18 protein-coding genes are annotated in these 18,798 nt (G+C 65.9%); 4 read left to right on the top strand and 14 right to left on the bottom strand.

Going from position 1 to position 18,798, the window contains the following annotated elements; translation table 11 throughout:
• Nucleotides 1-23 precede the first annotated feature (23 nt).
• The 4 genes from ACQP06_RS16680 to ACQP06_RS16665 all read right to left on the bottom strand — a co-directional run bounded on the left by ACQP06_RS16680 (nucleotide 24) and on the right by ACQP06_RS16665 (nucleotide 4,677).
• Nucleotides 24-842 (bottom strand): hypothetical protein, encoded by an 819-nt coding sequence (locus ACQP06_RS16680; protein WP_433673037.1) that lies wholly within the window; start codon nucleotides 840-842, stop codon nucleotides 24-26.
• Nucleotides 843-1,047: 205 nt separating this feature from the next.
• Nucleotides 1,048-2,010, bottom strand: a complete 963-nt coding sequence (locus tag ACQP06_RS16675; protein WP_433673036.1) for an amidohydrolase family protein — start codon at nucleotides 2,008-2,010, stop codon at nucleotides 1,048-1,050.
• Between the two features lie 91 nt (nucleotides 2,011-2,101).
• The gene (locus ACQP06_RS16670; protein ID WP_433673035.1) at nucleotides 2,102-3,007 is read right to left on the bottom strand and encodes a hypothetical protein; all 906 of its coding nucleotides are present in this window, start codon (nucleotides 3,005-3,007) and stop codon (nucleotides 2,102-2,104) included.
• A gap of 116 nt (nucleotides 3,008-3,123) precedes the next feature.
• Nucleotides 3,124-4,677: an MFS transporter gene (locus ACQP06_RS16665; RefSeq protein ID WP_433673345.1), complete on the bottom strand. Its 1,554-nt coding sequence runs from the start codon at nucleotides 4,675-4,677 to the stop codon at nucleotides 3,124-3,126.
• A 286-nt stretch (nucleotides 4,678-4,963) separates the two neighbouring features.
• Between ACQP06_RS16665 and ACQP06_RS16660 the strand changes: the two genes are divergently transcribed.
• Both ACQP06_RS16660 and ACQP06_RS16655 read left to right on the top strand, forming a co-directional pair.
• On the top strand, nucleotides 4,964-5,158 hold the full coding sequence (locus ACQP06_RS16660) for a hypothetical protein (protein WP_433673034.1): 195 nt from the start codon (nucleotides 4,964-4,966) through the stop codon (nucleotides 5,156-5,158).
• A gap of 51 nt (nucleotides 5,159-5,209) precedes the next feature.
• Entirely contained in the window at nucleotides 5,210-5,851 is a 642-nt protein-coding gene (locus tag ACQP06_RS16655; RefSeq protein WP_433673033.1) for a TetR/AcrR family transcriptional regulator, read from the top strand.
• Nucleotides 5,852-5,930: 79 nt separating this feature from the next.
• Here ACQP06_RS16655 and ACQP06_RS16650 read toward each other — a convergent pair whose 3' ends face one another.
• The 3 genes from ACQP06_RS16650 to ACQP06_RS16640 all read right to left on the bottom strand — a co-directional run bounded on the left by ACQP06_RS16650 (nucleotide 5,931) and on the right by ACQP06_RS16640 (nucleotide 9,226).
• Nucleotides 5,931-6,971 (bottom strand): amidohydrolase family protein, encoded by a 1,041-nt coding sequence (locus tag ACQP06_RS16650; RefSeq protein ID WP_433673344.1) that lies wholly within the window; start codon nucleotides 6,969-6,971, stop codon nucleotides 5,931-5,933.
• Between the two features lie 186 nt (nucleotides 6,972-7,157).
• Nucleotides 7,158-8,096: a fumarylacetoacetate hydrolase family protein gene (locus tag ACQP06_RS16645; RefSeq protein WP_433673032.1), complete on the bottom strand. Its 939-nt coding sequence runs from the start codon at nucleotides 8,094-8,096 to the stop codon at nucleotides 7,158-7,160.
• Nucleotides 8,093-9,226 (bottom strand): VOC family protein, encoded by a 1,134-nt coding sequence (locus ACQP06_RS16640; protein ID WP_433673031.1) that lies wholly within the window; start codon nucleotides 9,224-9,226, stop codon nucleotides 8,093-8,095. Before ACQP06_RS16640 ends, ACQP06_RS16645 begins: the two co-directional genes overlap by 4 nt.
• Before the next feature lie 135 nt (nucleotides 9,227-9,361).
• On the opposite strand from ACQP06_RS16640, the gene ACQP06_RS16635 reads away from it, so the two are divergent.
• Entirely contained in the window at nucleotides 9,362-10,024 is a 663-nt protein-coding gene (locus tag ACQP06_RS16635) for a TetR/AcrR family transcriptional regulator (protein ID WP_433673030.1), read from the top strand.
• A 107-nt stretch (nucleotides 10,025-10,131) separates the two neighbouring features.
• Here ACQP06_RS16635 and ACQP06_RS16630 read toward each other — a convergent pair whose 3' ends face one another.
• Entirely contained in the window at nucleotides 10,132-11,325 is a 1,194-nt protein-coding gene (locus ACQP06_RS16630) for an amidohydrolase family protein (protein ID WP_433673029.1), read from the bottom strand.
• Between the two features lie 36 nt (nucleotides 11,326-11,361).
• Here ACQP06_RS16630 and ACQP06_RS16625 point away from each other — a divergent pair, with 36 nt between their 5' ends.
• Nucleotides 11,362-12,000: a TetR/AcrR family transcriptional regulator gene (locus tag ACQP06_RS16625; RefSeq protein ID WP_433673028.1), complete on the top strand. Its 639-nt coding sequence runs from the start codon at nucleotides 11,362-11,364 to the stop codon at nucleotides 11,998-12,000.
• Nucleotides 12,001-12,053: 53 nt separating this feature from the next.
• Here the strand turns inward: ACQP06_RS16625 and dmpG are convergent, their stop codons facing one another.
• Genes dmpG through ACQP06_RS16595 form a run of 6 tightly spaced genes read right to left on the bottom strand, consistent with a single transcriptional unit; the run spans nucleotide 12,054 to nucleotide 18,468 of the window.
• Complete coding sequence (dmpG, locus tag ACQP06_RS16620; protein ID WP_433673027.1) at nucleotides 12,054-13,067, bottom strand: 4-hydroxy-2-oxovalerate aldolase; 1,014 nt, start codon at nucleotides 13,065-13,067, stop codon at nucleotides 12,054-12,056.
• Nucleotides 13,067-14,011: an acetaldehyde dehydrogenase (acetylating) gene (locus tag ACQP06_RS16615; protein WP_433673026.1), complete on the bottom strand. Its 945-nt coding sequence runs from the start codon at nucleotides 14,009-14,011 to the stop codon at nucleotides 13,067-13,069. The genes dmpG and ACQP06_RS16615 overlap by 1 nt, the downstream gene beginning before the upstream one ends.
• Complete coding sequence (locus tag ACQP06_RS16610; RefSeq protein WP_433673025.1) at nucleotides 14,011-14,826, bottom strand: 2-keto-4-pentenoate hydratase; 816 nt, start codon at nucleotides 14,824-14,826, stop codon at nucleotides 14,011-14,013. Before ACQP06_RS16610 ends, ACQP06_RS16615 begins: the two co-directional genes overlap by 1 nt.
• Nucleotides 14,823-16,580: a bifunctional 3-(3-hydroxy-phenyl)propionate/3-hydroxycinnamic acid hydroxylase gene (locus ACQP06_RS16605; RefSeq protein ID WP_433673024.1), complete on the bottom strand. Its 1,758-nt coding sequence runs from the start codon at nucleotides 16,578-16,580 to the stop codon at nucleotides 14,823-14,825. Before ACQP06_RS16605 ends, ACQP06_RS16610 begins: the two co-directional genes overlap by 4 nt.
• Entirely contained in the window at nucleotides 16,577-17,602 is a 1,026-nt protein-coding gene (locus ACQP06_RS16600; RefSeq protein ID WP_433673023.1) for a VOC family protein, read from the bottom strand. The genes ACQP06_RS16605 and ACQP06_RS16600 overlap by 4 nt, the downstream gene beginning before the upstream one ends.
• On the bottom strand, nucleotides 17,599-18,468 hold the full coding sequence (locus ACQP06_RS16595; RefSeq protein WP_433673022.1) for an alpha/beta fold hydrolase: 870 nt from the start codon (nucleotides 18,466-18,468) through the stop codon (nucleotides 17,599-17,601). The genes ACQP06_RS16600 and ACQP06_RS16595 overlap by 4 nt, the downstream gene beginning before the upstream one ends.
• Between the last annotated feature and the right edge of the window lie 330 nt (nucleotides 18,469-18,798).

Raw genomic sequence — 18,798 nt, 5'->3', positions numbered from 1 at the left:
GGCGATTAGGGGCATGCCAGGGGTCAGGGCGTCGGCCGGAAGCTTTCGGTGCCGAGCACCAGACGCAACCCGGGAATTCCGGAATGCGCTCGGGCATAGTCGAGTTCGTGCGCAAGGTCGCCGATATTGTTGACGATCGGCCCTGTCGGGTCCGTCCGGGCATTTGTCTCTCCGTACGTGTAGACGCGATCCCCCGCACCTACGCCGGAGCTTGTTATTCCGACCGGACCACCCCAGAACGGCACACTCGGATTGACCGCCGCTACCTGCCCGGGCGCGATCTTCACCAGCGCGAAGTCGTTGTACGCGCAGACATTCCTATCGGTTTCGCCAGCCTGTTGCATCGACAGCCAGCTGCTGTAGACGAGTCGACCGACAGCTGGGGTCGCACCATCCAAGACTGGCGCGCCGCCGCGCTCCAACGACACGAGGGTGCCGAGTGACCGGCTGTTTCCCCAACGGCACCCGTTCATGCTCATCACTTCCGCGGTCATGGCGCAGTGTGCGGATTGACCGAGGTAGACGTTGGCAACATTGTCGAAGAATACGTAGTTGGCGGTGCATTGCCCCACCCCCTGGGTGGTCAGCTGGGTGCCGGGCCCGAGGGTCGCAGATCCAGCAGGGGCCCACTGCGGTCCAGCAGCGTCCGCCGACACCATCATTTGCGCGATCACGTCGTCCCCGAAGCTCGGCAGACGTGTGGGTGCGGCCGATTGTGGTGCGCCGTCCGGCGTGGTCGAGTCGGCTCCCGGCCGGCTACAGGAGGAAATCGACGCGACTCCGACGGCGATCACAGCCAGAAATGCGAGCTTGGTGATGTGATCGCCGCGCGATGCGAGCATGGGCTTCCTTACCTTCGATTCGGCCCCGCTCACACCTTCACAGCCTGAGCGGATGCGGCCCATTCACCTATATATGATGATTTTGTCACAGTCGATATATACGTCAAGTCGCCTGAGGGCGTGATCGAACCACGGCGGCAGAACGGCCGGTTGAAGCGTGCGGAAGTGTCGGCGACCGCCGTCGCCAGACGACGAAGGAGTTCGGTCAGAACTTCAACCGCGGGAACAGAGCTTCGCTGTTCCCATGATCGATTGCCGTACGCAGCGCCTCCTCGAGCGGGTAATGCTCGTATTCGTTGTCGATGAAGGCGACCGCTGCCTCGGGAGCGAACGGGAAGTCGCTGCCGTAGGTGATGTGCGACGGGTCCGCGACGGCCAAAAGGCTGGGCAGGGCGGCGGGGGTGCCGGACAAGGCGATGTCGTAATAGAACTGGCGCAGCACAGCTTTGTACGCCGCGACCGGATCGTCGGAATCATCGAGCTGCGGCACGACCGTGTTCGTTGCGAACATGACAAGCTTCACGCGGTAGGCGATGTAGGGGACGAAGCCGCCGGCATGCGCCAGAACGAACTTGATACCCGAGTACTTGCTCAGGCGGCCGGACAGTATGAGGCTGATCGCCGTGCGCGTGGTATCCAGCAGAAAGTCCGCGGCGAAGGTCGGAATGCCTGGCACTGGTGCGGCGGGCAGCTCCCCCGGGTGCACGAACACCACCGCCTGCCGGTCGTGGAGGAACTGCAGCAGCGGTTCGAATTCGGGATCGCCCAGGTAGCGGCCGTCGTTGTTCGCCAGCAGGACGATGCCGTCCGCGTGCAGCGTGTCCAATGCGTACTCCGCCTCGGCGAGTGCCCCCTCGACATCGGGCAGCGTGAGGGTGGCGAAGAACCCGAACCGATCCGGATTCCGCCGGACCACGTCGGCGCTGTACTCGTTCATCTCCCGCGACCATTTGCGCGCCTCGGCGGCGTCACCGAAGTACACGCCGGGCGTGGACAGGGACAGCAACCCCGCCCGGATACCGCGCCGGTCCATGAAATCCAGCGCCATCGATTCCGACCAGTTCGGCACATCTATTCCGCCTGGCCGCACCCCCTTGGAGTTCAACCACTCCGCGTACTTCGGCGGGACCAGGTGCTGGTGAGTGTCGATGCGGTGAGCGCGACTCATGGGAACTTCTCCTTGCTGTACATCATCGTATTGCGGTCCGGCAACATCTCGCCTGCCGGGGCGTCCTCTCCCGAAGGGCTCCCACCGGGCATTACCGGTTCGGGTTGAATTGCTCGGTGCCGAGCACGAGACGCAGGCCCGTGATTCCGGAGTGCGCTCGGGCGTAGGCCAGTTCGCGGCCGATATCTCCGACGTTGTTGACCACGGGTAGGCCGATGCCCAGCGTTGAGAGGGTGCCCAGGGCTTGTCCGTCCGCGTCGAGGTAGGCGCTGCCGCTGTCGCCCGGGATCCCAGGCGTGCGGGACACGAGCGCATGGGTCCAACCGCCGGTGGAGTTGTCATCTGCCCTGCTCTCGCCGCGTTGCGGAGAGAGGCCGGCGATTCCGGCACGCAGGCTGGAGTTGCCGTAGCTGTAGACCTTGCCGCCGGCGGTGCCCGAGGTGTTGAGGCCGGCCGGGCCGCCCCAGTGGGGCAGGCTGGGATTGACCTTGTCGGCGAACTGCTGGTCGACTTTCACCAGCGAGAAATCGTTGTACGCACAGGTATTCGGATCGCTCTCCCCTAACGCGCGCATCGTCGACCAGCTGCTGTAGGCCAGTTGTCCGGTGCCGATCGTGGTGCCCGAGGAGTGCAGCGAACCGGTGTGGGTGAAGTTCACCGCGGTGTCGAGCGGGAGGTTGTGGGCCATACACCCGTTCGTTTCGGCGGAGTTCCCCGCGCCAGCACAGTGCGCGGCCTGTCCGAGGTATACGCCGCCGTCGTCATCGACGAAAACGTAGTTCGCCGTGCACTGACCTCCGCCCTGCGTATAGGTCTGCACGCCGGGCGCGAGTGCCGCCGACCCGGCCGCAGCCCACTGGTGACCGGCCCGCTCGGCTGCGACGACTACCTGTGCGGCCGTGTCGTTTCCGGCCGACGACGGTCCGATACCCGACGCTCCGAAGTCGCGCGACGCCACATTCTTCCCGATGCCGCTGCACCCGGTCACCGAGAGCACTCCGGCCAGCGCAACTGCCGCGGGAACCGCCAACCACCCGCGCAGACAGGACATTCGAACCAGCTCCATTCGGTCGTTGAATTCGTGAGATACGGGACAGCGGCACCGGTTTGCCGTCACTCCGGAGGGGTCTGGTCGTGCGGTGCGAACAGGAGCGCACCGACACCCGCGACCGCGACCGCGACGATGATCGCCACTGCGACCAACGAGTGAGACAGTCCGCTGATGAAGGCCGATTTCACCGCCGCCTCGACCGCAGGCCCCTGTGGCCCGACCAGCCCGGCCACATGGATGCCCGCGGCCGCCGACGATTCCACGGCATGCGCCGCTTGCGGAGGCAGTCCCTGCAGGGTGGGCAGGGCCGACTTGTAGTGGCCCGCGAAGACCGATCCCATCAACGCGATGCCGACCGCGGAGCCCACTTCGCGGGTGGCGTCGTTCATCGCCGACGCGACGCCCTGCTGTTCCGCCCGGAGCGAGCCGACGATGACAGCGGTACCGACGGCACTCGTCATGCCGACTCCGAGCCCGGAGACGATCAGGCCGCCGAAGAAGGGCCAGTATCCCGAGTCGGCCTCCAGGAAGGACAACGCGAACATTCCCGCGGCCAACAGCAGCAATCCGATACCCATGACCGTCTTGATCCCCACGCGCCGAGACAATTTCGGCGTCAGCGCGCTGGTCGGCAAGACCACGACCGCGATCGGGATCAGCGCTACGGCACTCTCGAGCGGGCTGTATCCCAGGATCAGTTGCAGATATTGCAGGCCGACGAAGAAGAAGCCGAAGACCGCCATGAACTGCACCAGAATGGTGATCGCCCCCGCCCGGAAGCCCCGAATGCCGAACAGCCTGGGGTCCAGTAGGGGATGACTGTTGCGGAACCCGAGAACGGCATACAGCACCAGCGCCGCGACGGACACAGTGAAGCCGGCGACCACGCGGCCGCTGGTCCACCCCACCTCGCTGCCTTCGATGATGCCGTAGACGAGGCCACCGATCGCGACCGCGCTCGTCCACGCACCCGCGTGATCGAGCGGACGCCGTTCCTCGTCCCGGGTGTTCGGCGCGAGGAGTACCGCCAGTAGCCCCCCGACGAGTGCGACGACCGCGCTGGTGATGAAGATCGAGCGCCAACTCCATTGCCGCAGTAGAAATCCCGCGGCGAGCAACCCGATGATCGCGCCGGCCGCGGCGAACCCCGACCACACCGCGACGCCACGGTCCCGACGGTCGGCGGGGAATGCGGCTGTGATCGTGGACAGAGTGCCCGGCATGATCATCGCGGCACCGATACCCATGACCGCACGCCATCCGATGAGTAGTTCCGTCGAATGGACCAGGCCTGCCGCGATGGACCCGACCGCGAAGACGATCGTCCCGCCAACCAGCACATTCCGCCGTCCGACCCGGTCTCCCAGAGCGCCGATCGGCAACACGAACGCGGCCAGCGCGACCGTGTAGGCGTCGGCGATCCACGTCAGCGACGTCGTCGACGCCGATAAGTCGATGGCCAGATCCGGCATCGCGAGATTGAGAGCCGACACCGACGCGACGACCAGTACAAGGCACGTACACATCGCGGCGAGAACTCCGCCGGTTCCGGCCCGCCCAACGGTGAGGACACTCGCCTGCTCGCTGGACGGCGGTGCGGATGGTTCGTAACCCATCGGTCCCTCCTCCCAAATCCGACTGCCTCGTTGACGCGGGCCGTGGTTGCCAGCCGCTGCACGAGAACTGTTCTTGATGATGTCGTCAATTATGACGCCATGATCGAACCAAGGCAATGATGAAACCGTCACTAATGATGGATACCGACCGGAATCTTGTCCGGCACCACGCCTGGATGTGCCCCGACATGAAGAAGGACCGACCGTGAACAGAAACCCGGACACCGCGACAGCACCCGCAGACCTCCCGGTCCGCCACAGGAAACGCCGACTACGACTGACCCTCATGAGCAGTGCGCTGGCAGTCACGCTCGTCGCCGCATGTGGCGTGGCCGCGGAGATCTACTACCGCGATCGAGTCGAGCGCTGCGTCGCAGCACAGGCGCAGCGGGAGCTCGGCAGCTCCGTCACGGTCGGTTTCGGCGCACGCCCTTTGCCGGTGATCGAACCCACTCGCCACACGAGGACCCAGCTAATCTGATGCTTTGGTCAGTTATGATAGAAGGCGCGATAACAGGCGGAAGGAGGGGCCGTGACCGACCCCGCGGTTCACAACCGCATCGACAGGCGTCGTGAGCGCACGCGCAACGCCCTACTCGGAGCGGCCCGCAAGTTCCTGGCCGAGGGCCGCTCCGCGGTGAGCATCCAGGAGATCACCGACGAAGCCGACGTCGGCTTCGGCTCCTTCTACAACCACTTCGACTCCAAGGAACAACTCTTCGACGACGCTCTGCGCTCAGTCCTGCAGATCTACAGCGAGTTTCGTGACAGCATCGTCGCTCCATACGACGACCCCGCAGAGGTATTCGCCGTCAGCTTCCGCATGACAGGCAGGCTCCAGCGGCAGGCACCAGAACTGGTGCGGGTACTGCTGCATTCCGGTATGTCCGTGCTGCTCTACGAGGAGGGTCTGGCCCCTCGTGCTCGCAGGGACATCACCGCCGCCCAACAGGCGGGTCGGTTCGAACCGATGGATCCCGATGTAGCGATCATGGCCGCCGGAGGAGCACTTCTGGGCCTACTGCAGTTGCTGGACACGCAACCGGAAGCCGACGCCGACGCCTTATCCGATGAGATGACGCTGCATGTGTTGCAGATGTTCGGCATGAACAAGCACTCGGCGCAGACGCTGACCACGTCCGTGTTGCCATCCGAGCCAAGGCTCGACCTCTAGTTGACAGTCTCGAGTCCGGCCCGATATCAGCGCAGATCAGGCCGTGGCAGTTCACCGGCGGTGTGCGCAGTGATGCGGGTCAGCGCTGACTGGCAGCCCGCGCTACCGCTCGGAACACACGCGTCCGCAGCTCGCGCCGTACCCGCGTGCGCAGGGACTGCCCGGGCGCCGATACCGGCGCACCGCCCCCACCGAAGCGCGGGAACAGCACCGTGGCGTTCGAGCGTGCTATCGCGGTGCGGGTCGCCTCGTCCGCACCCCGATACTCGGTGAGACCGGCCTGGAAATAGTGCACAGCCGGTTCGGGCGCGAACGGCCAGTCGCTGCCGTACAGCACATGTCCCGGCGCGGCGAACTCGAGCAATGTCGGCAACGCGGCCGAACTCGAGGTCAACGCGGTGTCGAAGTAGAAGCTCGCGAGCTCCTCGAGAACCTCGATCGGACTGCGCCCGGTCTGAGTGAAGATGCTCAACGTCATGCGATGCGATGCATAGGGGACGAACCCGCCACCGTGACTGAGCACGAACCGAATGTTCGGGTATCGCTGACGAACACCGTTGCGCACCAGTAGATAAGCCGCGCGGCTGGTATCGAGGAGGAAGTCCGCCGCGAACGGCAGCACTCCCGGGACAGCGGGTCCGCGAAGGTCCGCAGGGTGCACGAACACCACAGCCGCGCGCTCATCGAGCACCCGGAACAACTCGTCCTGCCCTTCCTCGCCCAGGTACGTACCGCGCGAATTCCCCAACAGAACCACGCCGTCCGCGCCCAGATCATCCAGCGCGCGCACGGCCTCGTTCGCCGCGGCGGGCACGTCAGGCATCGACAGCGTCGCGAAGAACCCGAAGGTGTCCGGTGCGTCAGCGACCAGTTCCGCAGCGTAGTCATTGACGGCTCGAGCCAGCTTCGCAGCCTCCGCGCGATCGGCCAGGAACGTGGTACCGGGAGTCGAAACGGAGAGGATCGCCGACCCGATACCGGCACCCGCCATGGTGTCGATGGCATCGCGAGGACTCCACTTCGGGAGGTCCCGTCCGCCCGCGGATGTGATGCCGTGCTCACGCAGCGCTTCCGCGTACAACGGGGGGATCATGTGCTGGTGCACATCGATTCGGTTCAGCGGCATGCCGAACATCCTCTCTGCCGAGCTCTCCGTCGCTTGATCTGAGCGCCAACTAATGCGACAAGATAATCATTTCTGAGACTATCATCAATACGAACGGGCTGTATACCAGCAGGCAGAGACCGCCCAGAGACAACTGACCCGGTGGACCGAATGCCGCGGTTTCGACGGTGAGCTTCTTGGTCACCGGGTGAATCTCACGATCGTGCGCTGACGACCGAGATCCAGTACGCCGTCGTCGGTGCCGACCGCGACCTCCATCACGTCGCCGTCCTGGAGATACTTCGGATTCTTGGCCTGCCCTCGGAAGAACAGCTTCCACTTGACCTTCGGCGGCAGCATCGAGCCGATGATCTCCACCGGCTTGGGTGGGGCGCTGATCGCGGTGCCGACCGGCGTGCCGGTCAGTAGCAGGTCTCCGGATTCCATTCGCTGGAATCGAGTCAGTTCGCGCAGGGTCCGCACCGGTCGGTAGATCATGTCGGCGACCGTCATGTCCTGGCGTATTTCGCCGTTGACCCACAACCGCAGCCGTAGGTCGGTGAAGCGCTTCAGCTCGTCGGCATCGAGGAGCACCAGCGCCGGACCGACCGGCGTGAAGGTGGGATACGACTTCGCTTCGTAGAACTGAGTTTTCGGCAGCTGGACGTCACGCGCGGAGACATCGTTCGTGACAACCACGCCCGCGACGTAGTCCGGGAGATTGTCCGGCGTGATCTCCGATCCGACCGGCATGTCCGCACCGAAAACGAGGCCGATCTCCACCTCGTAGTCCAACAGCCGCACATGCGCGGGGCGGATCACCTCGTCGTAGGGCCCACTGATCGATCCGGATGCCTTCCGGAAGAACGTCAACGGCACAGTCTCGGGGTCCCCGCCGGAATCCTTGACGTGGGAGGCGAAATTCGTCATCTGGGCGACCACCCGACAGGGCGCCGTCACCGGAGACAGCAACGAAAGACTCTCCACCGCAACGGTGTCCGAACTCCCAGCCGCGGCGGTGATCGCCGCGCGATCAGCCAGTAGTTCCCGTGTGGTGGTCGCGGCGGTGTCGACGCGGGCCGCGCCGGAGGGTGTGCCCACCCACCAGGCTTCGGCGGTGCGGAGGACGGAAATGCTCATGAGTTGGCTACTTTCAACAGGCCGCGTAGGCGGCGAAGGTCGAATTCGTTGTCCTCGCGCAGCGCGTCGAGCGTCGCGCGCAGTTCGCGAACCGATTCCCGGCTCGGGGAAATGCCGAGGAAGTCCTTGGTGGCCGGCGGTCCCCACTGGGCAAGGCCGGACGCGCTCATGGGAGCCCATCCGGGTTCGAGGGTGCAGTCGAACATGTCGCCGTCGCTGAAGTGCTCGACCATGAAACCGTCGGGGTCACGCCAATAGTCGAAGATCTGGCTGCCCTGGATGTGACGGCCGATCCCCCATGACCGGCGGTAGCCGTGGTCCCGCAGATACTCGCCACCCGCGGCGAGCGCGTCCAGGTCGGCGACCTGATAGGCCGAGTGCACATACCGGTTGGACGGCCCCAGCGTCAGCGCCAGGGTGTGATGATCGGCCGGATCCGAACCTCGATCGCAGCGGATGAAGCTCATGACCGGTCCGCGCTCGCGCTGGCCGGGGTAGTAGAGGAAGTCGCTGACGATCAGGCCCAGATTCTTCAGGTACCAGTCGAGAGTTTCGCGGTATCGGGTCGTCTGCACCACCACGTGACCGAGCCGCTGAACAAGTGCGGGGGTCCGCGGTGGTCGTTGTGTGGCGTTGACCCGCAGCACCTCGTGGCCGACGTTGAAGACCCGCGTCGGCTGTGGCGCCGAGGCGGGTAGTTCGTGGGTGTCGGCGACGACCCGGACGCGCAGCCGACTCGGATCGGCGAGGTCGACGGTCAGCCCACCAAGCGATTCCGGCAGCGGTACAGCCTGCTCGCCCATGGCTTCCGCAAGTCGGATCAGATCCGCGGAGTCAGCAGCCCGGAAGGCCGGTCCGGCGAACCGTGACCGAGGTCCCCGCCGGATCAGAACGCAGGGTGAACCCGGGTCGGTTCCTCGGAGCCGCAACTCATCGGGCGTCCGCAGGGCGGTAGCGAAACCGAAGGCGTGCGCGAAAGCTTCGGCCTTGTCCAGATCGGCCTTCTCGAACTCCAGCCAGGCGAGGTCGAGAACCTTCACCACCGGGTTTCGCGCACGTCCGGGATGCTCGCCCGCCAGCGCACCGTGCTCGCTGTGCAGGCCACTGTGCACATCGTGATGGCCGCTCATCGACCGCTCCCTTCGAAGTACTGACGATATCGTCACTCACGCCGATTCAATCAGTCAAGCGTTTCTGACAGGTTCGTCAATACTGACAAGAGCAACTAACATGGAGCTGGACATGTGAGAGAAAGGCGAGCAACGATGGCCCCGCGGAACGACATGGAGCCCAGCCGGCTGGAGCGCCGCAAGGCGAAGACCCGCGCAGCACTCGTCCGCGCGGCACAGTCGCTCTTGGCAGCGGATAGGACCGGCGTGCCGATCCTCGAGATCACCCAGGCCGCCGACGTCGGCATGGGGTCGTTCTACAACCACTTCCAGAGCCGAGAGGAGCTGTTCCACGCCGCGATCGAGGAGGCGCTCGACCAGCATGGTGCGCTCCTCGATCTCCTGTGCGAAGACCTGGACGATCCCGCTCAGGTCTTCGCGCAGAGCTTTCGGCTCACGGGCCGCCTGCACCGCTCGAGTCCCACCCTGAGCAAGGTGTTGCTCAACAATGGGCTCAATCTCACCGGCTCCGAGAAAGGGCTCGAGCCCAGAGCCCTCCGCGATATCGAAACAGCCATGCGCGCCGGGCGTTTCCAGATCCGCGACCCGCAGCTGACCATGACGATCATCTCCGGAACCGCCCTGGCGCTGGGCAAATTCCTCCACGACCACCCGGAGCGCGACGACGCCGCGACAACGGATCAGATCACCGAAGACCTCCTGCGCATGCTCGGCCTACCGGCCGACCAAGCACAGGACATTGCCCGGCGCCCTTTGCCTTCGCTCGACACCGCGCCGCCGGACGAACCCGCCACATAGCCGGGCGAGTCCGGCTGCTCAGCCGAGAATCGGCACCCGAGACCGCGTTTGCTTGTCGAGCTCGGTGTGCATCGCCTCTCGGATCCGTCCGGCGAATTCCGGTGCCTCTAGCCGACCGCCTGAGCCAGCCGCGGCAGCTGCCGCAGCGGGTTCAGACGTTCGACCTCCATCCGCTGATCAGCGTTGAATACATCGCTCAGCCCCGGCGCCGGATCGTGGCTGCCGGTCTGTGGAAGCGTCATGGCACTGAACGGCCAGTCCGACCCGAACACGATGTGCTCGCGGGCGGTGACGGCGAGCACGCTGGACATGGCCGCTGCCGAACCGCTCAGGGCGGTGTCGTAGTAGAAGTTCGCGATCTGCTGGCGAGTGTCGAGCAGCGACGCCTTCGGCAGGTCCTGGGGCCACATCTTGCCGATCACGGTCTCGGACGCGATGCCGATGCGGTGGGACAGGAACGGGACGGTGCCGCCGGCGTGCGCGAGCTGGAACCGGATGTTCGGGTATCGCTGCGTCACGCCGGTGAGCATCATCATGGTGGCCGCGCGGGTCGTGTCGAAGGTGAATTCCTCGAGGAAGTCCGGCAGCGGCAGTGCGGGTTTCGCGTTGTCGGGGATCGCTGCGGGATGCACGAAGACGTAGGCGTTGCGCTGGTTCAAGGCGATCATGAGCGGTTCGAAGCGCGGATCGCCCAGGTAGACCCCGTCGTACGCGGACAGCAGGATCACGCCGTCCAGTTTCAGCTCATCGAGCGCGTAGATCGCCTCCGTGATGGACGCCGCGATATCGGGCATCGGCAACACGGCGAACGCGCCGAATCGAGTGGGATGGGATTTGAACAGGCCGGCGGCATAGGTGTTGCAGTAGCGGGCCATGTCGTTGGCCTCTTGACCGAACAGGAACGAAACTCCCGGATCGGAAACCGAAAGCGCCTGGGCCGCGATTCCGTAGTAGTCCATGAACGCGATCGCCTGCTCAGGCGACCAGTCCGGCGTCGGGTAGCCACCGATGGTGAAGTGGCCGTGTTCGAGCAACGCGGCCCGGTAGTCGGGCGGCAGAAAGTGCGCGTGGAGATCGATCCGGTAGGTGCCCTCGGGCGCACTCTGGCGCCCGCGGATCGGGGCGGCCGAGGCGAGTGGGCCCGCCGCGGCCGTCGCGGCCACACCGAGCGTTCCGGCGATCGCACCGCCGAGCATGCGGCGGCGACTGACACCGGTTTGGGATTGCGAAGCGGCGTCGGTCACGAGGGGACCTTCCTTTCGGTTAGAATCACGATCGGCACTGATCGTTTCGTCAGACATGAGTCGAGGGCGATTTTCGATGGAGATGAGCAACTGATGGCTACCGAACCCGTGGTCCGCAATCGCATCGATCGGCGGCGTGAGCGCACGCGCAACGCCCTACTCGGAGCGGCCCGCAAGTTCCTGGCCGAGGGCCGCTCCGCGGTGAGCATCCAGGAGATCACCGACGAAGCCGACGTGGGCTTCGGCTCCTTCTACAACCACTTCGACTCCAAGGAACAACTCTTCGACGAAGCGGTCCGGTCCGTGTTGCAGGTCTACAGCGAGATGCGGGACGGCATCGTCGCCCTGTACGACGATCCCGCCGAGGTCTTCGCCGTCAGCTTCCGCATGACCGCGCGGCTGCAACGGCAAGTGCCCGAAATGATCCGGGTGATCCTGAATTCCGGCACCTCGGTGCTGCTGCGCGACGAAGGTCTCGCTCCCCGCGCCCGCCGCGACATCATCGCCGCTCAGGAAGCGGGGCGCTTCGAGCAGATGGACCCGGACATGGCGGTGATGGCGGCGGGCGGATCGCTGCTCGGGTTGCTTCAGCTGCTCGACGCGCAGCCCGACGCCGACGCCGGCGCTCTGGCCGACGAGATGACCTACCACATGCTGCGCATGTTCGGCATGAACAAGCGCTCCGCGCAGAGGCTGACCAGCACCGAACTGCCCGCCCAGCCGCAGCTGTAGCGGCAACTCCCGCCCCGCGGCGGGCGTGGCCGGGCGAGTGCCGCCGCCCGCCCTCATCCGGCGCGGCCGCCGGTGAGGTCGAGTGCGATATCGACGATCATGTCCTCCTGGCCGCCGACGAGACCTCGCCGGCCCGCCTCGCCGAGCAAGGTCCGCACATCGACTCCGTAGGTGGCGGAGGCTTTTTCCGCGTGCCGCAGGAAGCTCGAGTACACGCCCGCGTAGCCCAGGGTCAGGGTTTCCCGGTCGACCTGAACCGGCCGGTCCATCAGGGGCCTGATGAGGTCGTCCGCGGCGTCGGTCAGCTGATCCAGCTTCGCGGAGTGCTTCCAGCCGGTCAGATCAGCCACGGCGACGAAGGCTTCCAACGGCGTGTTGCCCGCGCCCGCGCCGAGACCGGCCAGGGACGCGTCTACACGGGTGACACCCTCCTCGACCGCGACCACACTGTTCGCGACGGACAGCGACAGGTTCTGGTGAGCGTGGATGCCGATTTCCGTGTTCTGGTCGAGCACCTCGCGGTAGGCCCGCACGCGATCGCGAACACCGTCCATGGTGAGCCTGCCACCCGAGTCGGTGACGTAAACGCAGTGCGCACCATAGGATTCCATGAGTTTCGCCTGAGCTGCCAGCCCGGTCGGCGTGTTCATGTGGCTCATCATCAGGAAGCCCGAAACATCCATGCCGAGGGCCCGGGCATAGGCGATGTGCTGGGCCGAGATGTCGGCTTCGGTGCAGTGCGTCGCGAGACGCACCGAGCGGACGCCCAGGTCGTAGGCGCGCCTCAGATCTTCGATGGTGCCGATGCCCGGCAGCAGCAGCGTGGTCAGCCGTGCGGTGGTCAGCGCCCCCGCCGCGGCCTCGATCCATTCCCAGTCGGTGTGGCTGCCGGCCCCATAGGTGAGGCTGCCGCCGTGCAGACCGTCGCCGTGCGCGACCTCCACCGCGTCGACCCCGGCGGCATCCAGCGCCGCGGCCACCGCGGCAACGGTTTTCGGCGTGATCCGATGGCGCAGCGCGTGCATGCCGTCGCGCAGCGTCACGTCCTGAAGGAAGATCTTGGTCATTACACGGTCTCCTGGGTCAGGGCGGTGGTCGCGATCCGCTCGGCAACCCGCAGTGCGGCGGAGGTCATGATGTCGAGGTTCCCGGCGTAGGCGGGCAGGTAGTGGGCCGCACCCTCGACTTCGAGGAACACCGAAACCTGGTGCGTGACAATCGAATCACCCACGAGCGTGCGCATCGCGGCCGCGTTGACCGGAACGATCTGCACGGACTGCTTGAGTCGGTAGCCCGGCACGTAGCTCGCGACCTCGGCGACCATCGATTCGATCGATGCCCGCACGGCCGCATGGGTTTCCGGATCGGGGTCACCGATCAGGGCGAGCACGGTATCGCGCATGATCAGCGGCGGCTCGGCGGGATTGAGGACGATGATCGCTCGCCCGGACGCCGCACCGCCGACCGCCTCGATCGCGTGCGATGTCGTCTCGGTGAATTCGTCGATGTTCGCGCGGGTTCCCGGGCCGGCCGACTTCGACGCGATCGAGGCGACGATTTCCGCGTACGGCACAGCCGTGACCTGAGAGATCGCCGAAACGATCGGGATCGTGGCCTGCCCGCCGCAGGTCACCATGTTCACATTGGGCGAGTCCAGGTGCTGGTCGAGATTGACCGGGGGCACGACGTACGGACCGATCGCCGCGGGAGTCAGGTCGATCAGTCGTTTCCCGAACGGCTCGAGCGCGGCCGCGTTGGCCTGGTGAGCGCCCGCGGAAGTCGCGTCGAAGACGATGTCGATCTGATCGAAATCCTCCATGCCGATGAGTCCACTGACGCCGCGCGCGGTCGTGGGCACCCCCATCCGCGCGGCGCGGGCCAGCCCGTCGGAGTCGGGATCGATGCCGACCATCGCCGCCATCTCGAGGACCTCCGAGTGACGCAGCACCTTGATCATCAGGTCGGTGCCGATATTGCCCGAACCGATTACCGCTACCTTGATGCGGCTCATCACAGTTCCTCCCATACGAAGTCGACGGCGCCGAGTGTCTCCGCGCTGCTGAATATCTCGGCGTGCACGCGAGCGCCGGGGCGTAGCGACGCCATCGGGCCGAGAGCGCCGGAGAGCACCACCTCCCCCGCACGCAACGGATTACCGAAGTCGCGAGCGGTTCGCGCGAGCCAGGCCAGCGCGTTGAGCGGGTCGCCCAGGCAGGCCGACCCGGTTCCGGTGGAGACGACCTCGCCGTCGATGGCCATGGTCATGGCTATCTCGCGGGGTTCGAATTCCTCGAGCGACAGTCGCCGCGAGCCGAGCGCGAACCAACCGCTGGAGGCGTTGTCGGCGACGGTGTCGGCGAAAGTGATGTCCCAGTCGGCGATCCGGCTGTCGACGATCTCGAGGGCGGCGACCGCGTACTCGATCGCGCCGCGCACGGTGATCGGGTCGAGCTGCTCACCATCCAGGTCCGCTCCGAGCACGAACGCCAGTTCGGCCTCCACCTTCGGCTGCAGCAGCCGGGGCCGCTGGGCCACAGTGGTTTCCGATACATCCATGTCGCCGAAGAGCACCCCGAAGTCGGGCTGGTCGACACCCAGTTGCTGCTGTACCGCCGGTGAGGTCAGCCCGATCTTGCGCCCGACGATCCGGGCGCCGGACACGAGGCGGCCCTGGACGCCGATGCTCTGCACGGCGTACGCCGACACGACGTCGTCGGGGCCGATGAGGTCGCGGACCGGTGCGACGGGCTCACCGGTGGCGGTCGCGGCTGCCAGCCGGTCGGCCGCGGCGCGGATGGCCGGGGAATCGGTCAGGGTGAAGGTCATCGAGCCTCCTCGAGGTCGCGGTCGGACTCCGGCGACGCGGACGGCCCGATGGCGGAGGTATCCGGAGCGGGGGCACCGGTGCGCGGCGCGGCCAGCCGGCCGAACAGTTCGGCTACGAGCTTGTCGCCAGCTCCGGCGGCGGCGGTGCCGAAGACGTAGCGGTCCGGCCGGAGCACGAGCAGCCCGCCGGTGCGGACGCCGGCCTTGCCGAACCATCGGGTCAGCACGCCGGTGTGGTCCTCGATGTCGGTGTAGTCGTCACCGGTGATGCGGCCGTCGCCGGGCGCGCCCTGGGGGCGTCCGCCGCTCGGGTACACGGTGACGAACCGCGTGCCCAGGGTCTGCAGCGCGGCCAGATCATCGGCGGACAATGCCTTCCGCGGGTCGACGCCGTATCCGAGGACCGAAAAGCCCTGGCCCAGTACATCGTCGAGACGGCAGTGATGTCCGTCGAAGGTTCGGACCTCCGGTTGCGGAGCCAGCGCGCCTTCGACACCGAACAGCCCGCGCCGCGCCAGACCCAGGTACTTTCCGCGGCGGAACCGCGGAGCCGGCTTCATCTTCGCGGCTCGGATCCAGCCGCCCACTCCCGGCGTGTGCAGCGCGGCCGTCAGCACCAGGTCCCGCGCGCCTGCCAGCAGCTTGTTGTCGACGGAGACGAGGCTCTTGTTCAGTACCGACAGGTCGATCATCGCCTTGGCGTGCGGGCGGCGCTCGGCCTCGTAACTGTTCAGAATCTCCAGCCCGGCACCGTGTTTCAGGATGGCGATGAGCTTCCAGGACAGGTTGTCGGCGTCGCGGACACCGGCGTTCATGCCCTGCCCGATGAATTGCGGCGTCATGTGAGCGGCATCGCCCGCGATCAGGATCCGGCCGACCCGCCACCGGTCGGCGACCACCGCGTTGAAGGTGTACACCAGCTTGCGCAGCACCTCGACCTCGTCCGGGTCGACGAAGCGGGAAATGTAGCGCCGGACGGTGTCCGGGTCCTCCATCTGTTCCTTGGTCTGATCATCGCTGAGCAGGAACTCGAAGCGATGGTGGTTCCCCGGCTGGGGGCACGACACGATCGGAAGCGCCGGATCGCACACGAAGTCGAAGTAGGGCAGATGCCGGAACGCGTCGACGCCCTCCTTGGCCTCGAGGTCCACGACCAGCCAGCGTTCGGGAAAGCTGGTGCCGGTCATGTCGATTCCGAGCTTGGTACGCACCACGCTGCGGCCACCATCGCAGCCGACCAGGAACTTCGCGCGGACACGCTCGGCGGTTCGCGGGTCGCTCTCGGGGGCGTTCTTGCCGTACGAGGTGCCTCGGCACGCGGCGTGCTCGACGCTGACACCCGTGGCGTCCTGGTCGAAGTCGGTCACCTCACGACCTCGGCGCACCGTCACATTGGGGTAGCGGCCGAGCGCACGCTCGAGCGTGTTCTCCAGGTACGGCTGGTAGAGGAAGTTCACCACGGGCCAGCCCTGCGGCCGGTCGGTCTGGTGGAACTGCACCAGCACCTCTCCATTGGCGCGCACCCACTGCACGGTGGAGTCCACGTTCATGTCGGCGGCGAGTTCGTCGGCGGCACCGGCGGTTTGGAAGATCCGCATGCATTCGTCGTCGGTGTAAACCGCGCGCGCGAGCCCATAGAACTCCGGCTCTCGTTCGAGCACCAGCACGCTCGCTCCGCGCCGCCCCAGCAGATTGGCAAGGGTGAGCCCCGCCGGGCCCAGGCCGACGACCACCACGTCGTAGTCGGTGTTCATCGTGAAAGTCCTCCTGCCAGTTCGGGAACGGTGATCTCGGGGGTGACCGTGCTCAACAGGCCCTGCCGGAATTGCTCGAATTTGGTCAGCACGGTCTCGCCCACCGGGGTGTGTCCCCAGATGCTGATCCCTTGGTATGTGGACGGTTCCCACGTCGCTTCGAGCTCGGGGCCGATCACGATCGGGTTCCACCCGACCTCGAGCTCGAACCCCGACGGCGTGACGCAGTAGTACGACAGTTCGCGGTCATTGGTGTGCTGTCCCACCGACCACTGCATACGGAAGCCCAGATCTTTCACCCGCTGATACGAGGCGAGCATGTCATCGAGCGTCGCGGACTGAATATTGATGTGCTGCACCGAGGTTCGGATCGGATCGATCTTGACCCCGCGGATGTTCGCGATCGCGATGGAGTGGTGCCGTTCGTTGACCCGCAGGAACCGGATCTTCATCTTCAGACCGGAGACGTTCTCATCGATGTAGTCGCTGAGCCGGGAATCGAAGACCGTGTGGAAATAGCCGCGAATGGACTCCGGCTCACGCGACAGGATCGCCACATGACCCAGGCCCGCCTCGCCGGTCACCCACCCGGAACTCTGCATGCGCAGCGGCTCGGACGTGGTCACCGGGACCGTGAAGATCTCCTGCGCGATGCCTTTCGGCCCGGCGAAACGCCACAGGCGTTCCACACCGCGCAGGGCCGCTTCCTCCTTGGCGCCCTCGATGATCGGCACGCCACGATCGGTGACCCTGGCGATGATGCGGTCGAAGGTTTCGTGGTCGTCGACCTGCCAGCCCAGCGCGATGACGTCCTCGGCCGAGCCACGGCGGATGAGGAATCGACAGGACCGGTCGTCCAGGCGGAACCGCAGCGTGTTGGGGTCGACGTCGTCGACGTGCAGACCGATCGCGTCGGCGCCGAAGCGCCGCCAATCGGTCAGCCGATTCGACTGCACGACGACGTATCCCAGGTGGACCGCGCCGAAGACCGAGTCGTCGGCGGGCGGCGGGACACCGATCATGACGCCGCCTCCAGGAAAGCGGTGGCCAGCGCGTTGAACAGGTCGGCGCGTTCCCATTGCACCCAGTGACCGGTATTGGCTGCCAAGTACAGGTCGCAGTTGGGCATCGCCTCGGCGAGCATGCGGCCGCCGGTGGGTCGATTGACCTTGTCGTCGGCTCCCCAGATCACCAGCGTCGGATGGGCGACCTCACGCAGGCGCGAGTCGCGGGTGAAGTCCATCCGCCACACCGTGCGCAGGGCCAGCGGACCCGAGGGGCGGCGCAGTGGCGGGTTCGCCACGACTTCCGGGTCCAGGCTGTCGCGATAGCGGGCTTCGATCAGCTCGGCAGGCACCGCGTCGCCGTCGTACACGAGGTATTCACGGATGAACTTGGTGATCTTCTCCAGGCTCGGACCGCTCCCGCCGTAGTAGTTCAGCAGCTCCTGCAGCCCGGCGGTGGGCAGTGCGCGAGTTGTGCCCACCCCGCCCGGACCCATCAGGATCAGACGGTTCACCTTCTCCGGTCGTTCCATCGCCAGCCGCAGGGCCGCCGCGCCGCCATAGGAGTTGCCGACCAGATGCGCCGAGGCGATGCCCAGTTCGTCCAGCAGGCCGCCGATCGCTCCCGCCAGATCGCCGAACGGATCGGAGTGATCGATCCACTTCGAAGACCGTCCATACCCGGGCATGTCCGGCACGATCACCCGGAAGCGCTGTGCCAGCGCTTCGACATTCCGCGAGTAGTTCGACATCCCGGATGCTCCCGCGCCGCCACCGTGCAGCAGCACGAGCGCGGGGCCCGACCCAACCTCCACGAAGTAGATCTCTCGCTCGCCGACCCGGACCGTCCGGCCGGTGCCGACACCTTTGTCGATGCTCGTCACAGCTACCTCCAGAACTTGTGTTGACTAAATCATCAACTTCGATCACCTACTCTGTCAAGGGCAAGTTGATGAAACCATCAGAACTTGGCGACCGGTCGCCACGAACGACCTGCTCCCGTCCCCCGATTGCGTGAACGGTCAGTTTCGATCTTCTGAACGACCTTGATAGACCTCTAAGAAACTGAGCTTCTTATCAAGAGAACTCTGAGAATTCCGGCAAAATCCCCCGCTCCAGGTTGTCGGTGGCCTAACGCTCTCCTACCGTTCCTCCCGTCCGGTCAAGTCCTGGCGAACCGCACTGTCGGCAGGCGACATATCGATCCACTCGCT

It is taken from the genome of Nocardia sp. CA-136227 (genome assembly GCF_050955695.1).
Classification (GTDB): domain Bacteria; phylum Actinomycetota; class Actinomycetes; order Mycobacteriales; family Mycobacteriaceae; genus Nocardia.
This window is presented reverse-complemented; position numbering and strand designations above follow the sequence as displayed.

Excerpts from the sequence above, each read along its gene's own strand:
- ACQP06_RS16630 (WP_433673029.1), bottom strand. The coding sequence starts at position 11,325 with ATGTCTGACGAAACGATCAGTGCCGATCGTGATTCTAACCGAAAGGAA.
- ACQP06_RS16600 (WP_433673023.1), bottom strand. The coding sequence starts at position 17,602 with ATGATCGGTGTCCCGCCGCCCGCCGACGACTCGGTCTTCGGCGCGGTC.
- ACQP06_RS16675 (WP_433673036.1), bottom strand. The coding sequence starts at position 2,010 with ATGAGTCGCGCTCACCGCATCGACACTCACCAGCACCTGGTCCCGCCG.
- ACQP06_RS16610 (WP_433673025.1), bottom strand. The coding sequence starts at position 14,826 with ATGACCTTCACCCTGACCGATTCCCCGGCCATCCGCGCCGCGGCCGAC.
- ACQP06_RS16615 (WP_433673026.1), bottom strand. The coding sequence starts at position 14,011 with ATGAGCCGCATCAAGGTAGCGGTAATCGGTTCGGGCAATATCGGCACC.
- ACQP06_RS16665 (WP_433673345.1), bottom strand. The coding sequence starts at position 4,677 with ATGGGTTACGAACCATCCGCACCGCCGTCCAGCGAGCAGGCGAGTGTC.
- ACQP06_RS16625 (WP_433673028.1), top strand. The coding sequence starts at position 11,362 with ATGGCTACCGAACCCGTGGTCCGCAATCGCATCGATCGGCGGCGTGAG.
- ACQP06_RS16605 (WP_433673024.1), bottom strand. The coding sequence starts at position 16,580 with ATGAACACCGACTACGACGTGGTGGTCGTCGGCCTGGGCCCGGCGGGG.
- ACQP06_RS16635 (WP_433673030.1), top strand. The coding sequence starts at position 9,362 with ATGGCCCCGCGGAACGACATGGAGCCCAGCCGGCTGGAGCGCCGCAAG.
- ACQP06_RS16645 (WP_433673032.1), bottom strand. The coding sequence starts at position 8,096 with ATGAGCATTTCCGTCCTCCGCACCGCCGAAGCCTGGTGGGTGGGCACA.
- dmpG (WP_433673027.1), bottom strand. The coding sequence starts at position 13,067 with ATGACCAAGATCTTCCTTCAGGACGTGACGCTGCGCGACGGCATGCAC.
- ACQP06_RS16660 (WP_433673034.1), top strand. The coding sequence starts at position 4,964 with ATGAGCAGTGCGCTGGCAGTCACGCTCGTCGCCGCATGTGGCGTGGCC.
- ACQP06_RS16680 (WP_433673037.1), bottom strand. The coding sequence starts at position 842 with ATGCTCGCATCGCGCGGCGATCACATCACCAAGCTCGCATTTCTGGCT.
- ACQP06_RS16640 (WP_433673031.1), bottom strand. The coding sequence starts at position 9,226 with ATGAGCGGCCATCACGATGTGCACAGTGGCCTGCACAGCGAGCACGGT.